Source organism: Wolbachia endosymbiont of Atemnus politus (genome assembly GCF_013309895.1).
On the sequence record NZ_JAAXCS010000075.1, the window covers coordinates 1 to 6,623 of the forward strand.

A 6,623-nucleotide genomic window follows, 5' to 3' on the forward strand; every position below is an offset into this window, starting at 1 on the left:
AACGACCAAAAAGCTCAACGTGGGATGCAGCAGGATCTGGCCGAAGAGTGATGTATTGGCAAGGAGAGTCAGGAAGCATAAGCAATTTGCTGTCACAAAGCCTTGAACATCTGCGTAGTCGTTCAGGTGATATGGTGAGAAAAAACCCGTATGTAGCAAACATTGTAGATGCGATAGTTAGCAATTGCATTGGCACAGGGATAAAACCGCAGTCAAAGGCTAAAGATCCAGAATTTCGGGAAAAAATCCAAGAATTATGGCTGAGATAGGCCTATGAAGCAGACAGTAGCGGAATAAATGTTTTTTATGGATTACAAGCCCTAGCATGCAGAAGTATGATTGAGGGAGGTGAATATTTTGTACAGCTGAGAACGAGAAAACCTGAAGATGGCCTTTGTGTACCACTGCAATTACAAGTACTTGAGTCTGAATATTTAGATAATAAAAGTAATCAAACCTTAGCCAATGGCAATGTTATCCGTAATGGCATAGAATTTAACCGACTCGGCAAAAGAGAAGCATATTACCTCTTTCGAGAACATCCTGGCGAAGGTTACTTTGAATAATCAGTTCGTGTGCCAGCAAACGATATTTTACACATCTACAGACCACTAAGATCTGGACAAATACGAGGAATATCGTGGCTTTCTACAGTACTTTTAAAGCTCTATGAACTTGACCAATACGATGATGCAGAATTAGTAAGAAAGAAATCAGCAGCGATGTTTGCGGGATTTATTACCAGACTTGATCCTGAGGCGAATATTATGGCAGAAAGTGAAAGTAATGAACAAGGTATAGCTATTTCTGGCTTAGAACCAGGAACTATGCAACTTTTTGACCCAGGAGAAGACATCAAATTTTCAGAACCATCAGATGTTGGAGGAAGTTATGAAGCATTCATGAGACAGCAGCTTCGAGCAATAGCGATAGGCATGGGAATAACATATGAGCAGCTAACTGGGGATCTGAGAGGCTTCATTATTCATCGATAAGAGCGGGAATAATAGAATTTCGTAGGAGGTGCGGAATGTTACAGCATAATATTTTGGCATTTCAGCTTTGCCGGCCAGTATGGTGTAGATGGTTAGAATTAGCCATACTCTCTGGAGAAATATGGGTGGAGATTGGGTAGAAAAGGGGCAAAAGAGGTAAAATGGGTACTACGGGGTTATGTTCTGTAGATCAGCTAAAAGACCAACAAGCACAGCAAATGGCGGTAAGGAATGGGTTTAAAAGCAGGTCAGAAGTGGTATTAGAACTGGGTTATGATGTAGAAGAAATTAACCAAGAAATTGCTGCAGATTAAAGACGAACTAGTGAGTTGGGTTTAAGTTTTGACTCTGATGTACAACATTCTAATTTGGAAATACTATAAATGACTTTGCTTAATAATAAACCAATTATTATAGAAGCTAGAAGTTTTGACGTGTTGTCATTATGGCCAAAAAATCAGCCGATCTTCAAAAACATCAACCATGTAACAAAAGATAGTGAAGAAGGAATAAAAGTTATACCGATACATGGAATTTTGACCAAGAAGCCGGGATCTTTTAATGATATTCTAGGAATGACAACATATGAGCAAATACTACTCTACCTTTCTCTAAATGGCGAATAGCTTTCCTTCTTATATAAAGCTCACATACAGTGGCCATAGGTATTGCAGATAACACCCTGGAATTCACCGAATTTTTCTCTAAAAAGTTTTGTAAAATTAAGGCATTGATTATAGTTGCAAATATTCCAATGTAATCGCTGCTTGCTCTTTCACAACCACGTAAAGATGCAGATGCGCCGCGAAAGATATCACCACCACCAACGACGATACATACCTGAACTCCTAGCTTGTAAACAACCAATTTCCTTGTTCTTTTAACTTTCTTATTACTGCATCGTTGGCATCAAAAACGTGAATTCCAGCTAAATACGAAAATTTAGCAATAAATTTTCCACTGTTGTCAATTGGACAAATGGCTGGAATATCATGGCTTTGGCAAAGGCAAAAATCATCTTCACCAAATCCAGGAGCAGTGTGTACAACATCAGTACCATCTTCTTCTATAACGTAATCGGCAACGAAAACACGAAATGCATTTTTTTTGTGTCTTTAAAGTAATCAAACAGTGGTTTTTATAAGCAAGACCAACCAGATCATCTGCTAATTCAATATGAGAAAATGCTGAATAGTGAAAATAGCATTTAAACAAAGAAAGAGTTGGGGAATATTGAGAAGAAGAGGCAAAAACTTGCTAAGGTACTAGGTGGCATTAGAGAAATGGGAGCAATTCTAGATATTTTATTCATCATTGATACTAATAAAGAACACATTGCAGTTAAAGAGGCTAAAAAATTGGGAATTCCAATAGTTGCAGTGCTTGATACTAACTCTGATCCGGATGACATCACTTATCCTATTACCAGGAAATGACGACTCAAGAAAATCAATAGAGCTCTACTGTAAATTAGCTGCTGACTTTATATTAGTTGGAATGGAGTCTAGTTTATAGCAAGATCTGGAGTCAAGGTTGGTGATTTAAAGGGTGACGAGTTTATCCAAGAGAAAGGAGATGGCATTATGCAGACCAAAAAGGGGCATAGTAAGATTCATAAAGAAGACGAAAAGGAGGTAGTAACAAATGAAAATGAATCTAGATAGTGTAAAAGAACTACGTGATAGAACAGGGCTTGGTTTAAGTGATTTTAAGAAAGCGTTAGAAGAGTGTAATGGCGATATCAAGAAAGCTATTGATAAGTTACGCGCAGTAGGACTTGCTAAAGCTGGTAAAAAGTGTGATAGAGTAACTTCAGATAGGCTAGTTTCTATGCATTTGAATGAAAATCGTGGTGTATTAATTGAACTCAATTGTGAAACTGATTTTGTTGCAAAAAATGAGAAATTTATAGAATTAATCTCAAATTTAGCGTCAATCGCTCATCAAGAACTCTGTACTAGTGCTGATGAGTTTAAAAATGCCAAGTATGAAGGCGTTGGTACAGTGAAGGAAGCCATTATGAATGGTACATCTGTCCTTGGTGAAAAGTTAGAGCTGAGCAAACTTTTCTAGCTAAAATCTAAGTACGGAGTTATTGCTGGCTATATACATGGTGATGTGCGTAACTTAGTTAAAACTGGGGGCTTAGTAGCACTGTAGTCGTCAGGTGATCAGTCAAAGTTGCAAGAGGTTAGAAAGCAAATACCAATGCACGTAGTTGCTATGAAGCCTGAAGCTCTCTCTATAGATGATTTAGATCATACAAGGTTCTATAATTGAGGAGCAAGTACAAAGCTTAAATAAACCTGAAGAAGTAGCAAGGAAAATAGTAGATGGCAGAATGGCGAAGTATTACGAAGAAGTTGTTTTATTAGAACAGAAATTTAAAAAAGATGATAAAATGAAAGTTTCTGATTTTATAAAATTAAGCGAGTCAAGCGTAAATTCTTCTATTGTCTGATTATAAGTTACTTATTTTGGGTAGTAAAAATTAAGTAGTTAGAAATGACTGCCACAACATATGAAGGAAGTAAAGTAAAATACTCCAGAGTATTATTTAAAATTTCTGGTGAAGCCTTGATGGGATCACGGCCTTGTGGTCACGACACACACACATACACGGGGAAATTATAGATCAATTGTGCAAAGGTATAGCTGATGTATGTTGCTGTGACAAAATTTTAAGCAGAATGGTAGAGTTTAATAAGAAAGTTAATTGGATACCAAACCATAAAAGAGATGGGAAATTTGGAAAATGGCTTGAAGGAGCGCACGGCTGGTCAATTTCACGCAATCAATTCTGGGGTACATCGATTTCTGTGTGGAAATCAGATGATGCTCGGTATCCAAGAATAGATGTGTATGGTTCGATAGCAGAGATAGAGCGAGATTTTAATGTTAAGGGGGATGATTTGCACAGGCTATTTATTGATTCTTTAACAAGACCAAATCCTGATGACCCAATAGGAAAATCAGTTATGCGTTGTGTGCCTGATGTATTTGACTGCTGGTTTGAATCTGGTTCAATGCCGTTTGCGAAAGTCCACTATCCGTTTGAAAATAAAGAATGGTTTGAGAAAAAAAATTCCCTGCGGATTTCATCACTGAATATATAGCACAAACAAGGGGGTGGTTTTATACGCTTTTTGTATTGTCCACTGCTTGATTTGACAGTGAACCATTTAAAAATTGCATATGCTACGGTGTTGTTTTGGATGTAAAGGGACAAAAATTTTATCCAAGCGTTTGAATAGCTATGCGGATCCAATGGAGGTGTTTGATAAATATGGTTCTGATGCGCTGCGTTTTCTAATTCTGTCTGGGTCTATTGTTTGTGGTGGTAATTTGCTACTTGATAAAGAAGGAAACTCAATACGAGACGTTCTAAGGAACGTAATAAACCTATTTGGAACAGTTATCACTTTTTACTATGTATGCAAATGCAGATGGGATTAAAGCTGAAGTTTGTAAGAATTATCAAAGCACTATTGATCGTTATATGATTGCCAAATGTTTTGAAGCTATTGAAGGAATTCAAGCCTCTATGGACAACTATAATTTCCAAGAAGCTTGCAAAGTTCAGATAGATTTTTTAAGTGCTAAATAATTGGTATATTAGTCGCAATCGTGAACGTTTTTGGAAAAGTGATTTGGATCAAGATAAAACCGACGCTTAAATGTTCTATACACGATTTTTTATTACATACTAAGAGCCGTGGCTCCTTTGTTACCACTTATAACGGAGACTATATAGAAGGGCTTGAGTATAGAGAAACATCTGTTAATTTGGCTGATTTTCCACAGTTAGAGGGTATAATAGTGAACTCATTGCCAAAATGGATTTGGTCAGGAAGGTATGCAATGCTACACTATCTGTCAGAAACACTTTTAACATACGTGTCAGACAGCCACTGGGCAGTATGACCATTTATCATCAGTCTTTCTGTGGTCTTCTTGAAGGTGAAAATCAAGAGATGATAAATGATGAGGTAAATGTAAAAAAGCTAGAGCTGGTAAACAAACTTGAAGGTATTGCGTCACTAGAGCTAAATTAAATTTTCCTATGCTTAGAAAGAAGATTCCAGACAAAATCAAGAAACTAGTTTAATATGTTAAGGAAGGAATATGGAAACAGATTGAAAATGAACAAATATTCTTGGGGGATAACTCAGAAAACTACATTATAGACAAAGGTCAGTATGAGCTGTTATTAAAAACAGACAGTGAATAATTCTCTGTGTTTGATAACAACAAAGGGGTTGCTATCCTATACACCGAACTAAGCGATGAATTGACTCTAAAAGGGCTTGCGAGAGATGTTGTGAAGCTCATTCAGGAAACAAGCTGATTTTCATATATCCGATAGAATCAGAGGAATAATCAAAACGGAAGATGAAAAAAATTAAGGAAGCGGTGAACACGTGGAGTGAGAACATAAAAGGGCAGACACTTTCCTTATCTTTAGAAATTAATATAGAAATTGGAACCAACTTCTACTCCAAGGAATATCAAGATTTAATTATTAATATTAAAAATTAAGCTATTAATCAAATTGCATTTTTTTTAATACTCATGTATACTTTAAAGTGAGGTATAACATGGGGGATAATATGAATGATGCTGCTGCAGGTTGTAAAAAAGTTGCTGATTTCAATAACAATGGCTTAGGTGAAAAAGAGGAATTCTTTGATGCGCTGGAAAAACAGGAATCTATTGCTACTTTAGAAGAGGAAGAAGAATTTTTTGATATTCCACTAAGTATATTTCAGTATAAAGGTTATAACTCTGACTTTTTTACTTCCTGGTATAATGCATCAAGCGAAATATTTAAAGAGATAGACAGAGCTTGTCTGGAGAAGCGGGTGTTGAATTTAGCCCTGTCAGTTTTGATGCTTCCTTATGTTGCTTCTGTTGCATTGGGGTTTGTCATATATAACAGACTTAAAGCAGATGGTAAAACACAGATCGATTCGGAGGAGAATAAAACAAAAAAAAAAACAAGTGAAAGCATACCTAAAAGATTGGCATACGGTGTTCTTGCTGCAATAGTGATTATTGTTAATATAGCTGTGCTTGTAGCCTTAATTATCCCTGCAACGCTTGCTTTGGCTACTTTTTATCTTTTGAATATGAAGTTATCTCATTCTTTCATTCTACTGTTAAAATAGGTAGTGGGTTGTATAAGAATGAACACCAGAATATTGAGGTGTCGTTTCGCGAAATGGATGCTGGTAAGTCAGACAATAGGTGAGATATGGGAACTAAATTTCCGCCACAATTTGAGCAGCTGCTTAGAGATTTATATAAATACAAGAATAATAAGCGGGTTGATGTTACACGGGACTTAGAACACAACACCATATTGAAATCCTCGACTAACGTCCACTTAAAAAACGGTCTTGCGCCGTTGCGTAATGAGATCGGAAGTGTGCTTGCAACTTCGATTCAAGGAATCACAGAAGCTATGGAAGAACTGTTGAAGCTAGACAAATAATCTTCTCTGTGTGCAAGACACAGGACTTTCACTTACCTAAAAAATGGTGTTTAAAAATGCTACGTTTAAAACGCTTTAAAATGTTTAAAACACGTAGGTAGTAATTATTAATTATAGGTAGTAATTATTGCACT

The 6,623-nt window shown here is 36.5% G+C and carries 4 protein-coding genes and 7 pseudogenes; 9 read left to right on the forward strand and 2 right to left on the reverse strand.

The window, feature by feature from the left end; all coding sequences use genetic code 11:
- Nucleotides 1–1,378: pseudogene (locus tag HET73_RS05275) on the forward strand (phage portal protein); the annotation flags it as partial.
- A gap of 211 nt (nucleotides 1,379–1,589) precedes the next feature.
- Here the strand turns inward: HET73_RS05275 and HET73_RS05280 are convergent.
- A pseudogene (locus HET73_RS05280) lies at nucleotides 1,590–1,856 on the reverse strand (amino acid kinase family protein); the annotation flags it as partial.
- A pseudogene (locus HET73_RS05285) lies at nucleotides 1,850–2,162 on the reverse strand (hypothetical protein); the annotation flags it as partial. The pseudogenes HET73_RS05285 and HET73_RS05280, both read right to left, overlap by 7 nt.
- Here HET73_RS05285 and rpsB point away from each other — a divergent pair.
- From rpsB to HET73_RS09930, 8 genes and pseudogenes are all read left to right on the forward strand, one after another.
- Nucleotides 2,162–2,659 (forward strand): annotated as a pseudogene (gene rpsB / locus HET73_RS05290) (30S ribosomal protein S2); the annotation flags it as partial. The pseudogenes HET73_RS05285 and rpsB sit on opposite strands and share 1 nt — an antisense overlap.
- Nucleotides 2,640–3,490, forward strand: a pseudogene (gene tsf, locus HET73_RS05295) (translation elongation factor Ts). The pseudogenes rpsB and tsf, both read left to right, overlap by 20 nt.
- Before the next feature lie 10 nt (nucleotides 3,491–3,500).
- A pseudogene (gene pyrH / locus HET73_RS05300) lies at nucleotides 3,501–3,661 on the forward strand (UMP kinase); the annotation flags it as partial.
- Nucleotides 3,657–4,746, forward strand: a pseudogene (locus HET73_RS09910) (class I tRNA ligase family protein); the annotation flags it as partial. The pseudogenes pyrH and HET73_RS09910, both read left to right, overlap by 5 nt.
- Nucleotides 4,747–4,831: 85 nt before the next feature.
- Nucleotides 4,832–5,050: a hypothetical protein gene (locus HET73_RS09915; protein ID WP_246210183.1), complete on the forward strand. Its 219-nt coding sequence runs from the start codon at nucleotides 4,832–4,834 to the stop codon at nucleotides 5,048–5,050.
- A gap of 337 nt (nucleotides 5,051–5,387) precedes the next feature.
- Nucleotides 5,388–5,534, forward strand: a complete 147-nt coding sequence (locus HET73_RS09920; RefSeq protein ID WP_246210184.1) for a hypothetical protein — start codon at nucleotides 5,388–5,390, stop codon at nucleotides 5,532–5,534.
- Between the two features lie 59 nt (nucleotides 5,535–5,593).
- Entirely contained in the window at nucleotides 5,594–6,163 is a 570-nt protein-coding gene (locus HET73_RS09925) for a hypothetical protein (protein WP_174134140.1), read from the forward strand.
- 86 nt (nucleotides 6,164–6,249) lie between these two features.
- Nucleotides 6,250–6,489: a hypothetical protein gene (locus tag HET73_RS09930; protein WP_174134141.1), complete on the forward strand. Its 240-nt coding sequence runs from the start codon at nucleotides 6,250–6,252 to the stop codon at nucleotides 6,487–6,489.
- Nucleotides 6,490–6,623: the final 134 nt, after the last annotated feature.